Here is a 618-nt window from a genome sequence, read left to right as displayed (position 1 = left end):
GAAATCCGGCTGACCTCGCCGGGGCACCAGTTCCTCACCTATGTGCTGGGCGCATATTATTCGCGTGCGGCGAGCGAGCGCATCTTCACGCGCAACGATCAGGTCTGCACGTCGGCGGTGACGCCCGCGCCGACCGCGCTGACGCCGTGTTCAAGCGCGTCCGCCAACCCCTCGACCTTTCCGACCGGCACCGCCGATTTCGGCTCGGTGTTCAAGAATGTCGCGCTGTTCGGACAGGGGACGCTCAACATCAGCGAGCGCTTCCGCGTGATCGGTGGCTTGCGCTATACGGTCGACCAGCTCGACGTGTTCCATTCGCGTGCCACCACACTGGCGGGGCCGGGGATCAACGCCAATTTCGATCAGGGCGTGTATAACGAATATATCCGGCTGGTCGCGCTGGGGGTTTCGCCGACGACAGCCGCGTCACAGGCGGTGAGCGCTTCTAACGGCGTGCCGTTCCGCGCCAAGGCGACCAATGAGAACCTGTCGGGCAAGGCAGGCGTGCAGTACGATATTTCGCATGGCTCGACGGCGTATGCGACCTATGCGCGCGGCTATAAGGGCCCGGCGTTCAACGTGTTCTACAATCTGACCGCGACCGGCACCAATGTGATC

1 protein-coding gene is annotated in these 618 nt (G+C 63.3%); it reads left to right on the top strand.

The features are described from left to right. Positions 1 to 618 (top strand): TonB-dependent receptor (locus AACY52_RS29295; protein ID WP_339561216.1); only part of this gene is annotated, 618 nt, incomplete at both ends.

Origin of the sequence: Pseudomonas sp. EA_65y_Pfl1_P113 (assembly GCF_963970525.1) — a bacterium.
GTDB classification, from domain to species: domain Bacteria; phylum Pseudomonadota; class Gammaproteobacteria; order Pseudomonadales; family Pseudomonadaceae; genus Aquipseudomonas; species Aquipseudomonas tritici.
Note: the sequence above shows the minus strand (reverse complement) of the source record. Positions and strands in the feature narration are given on the sequence as shown.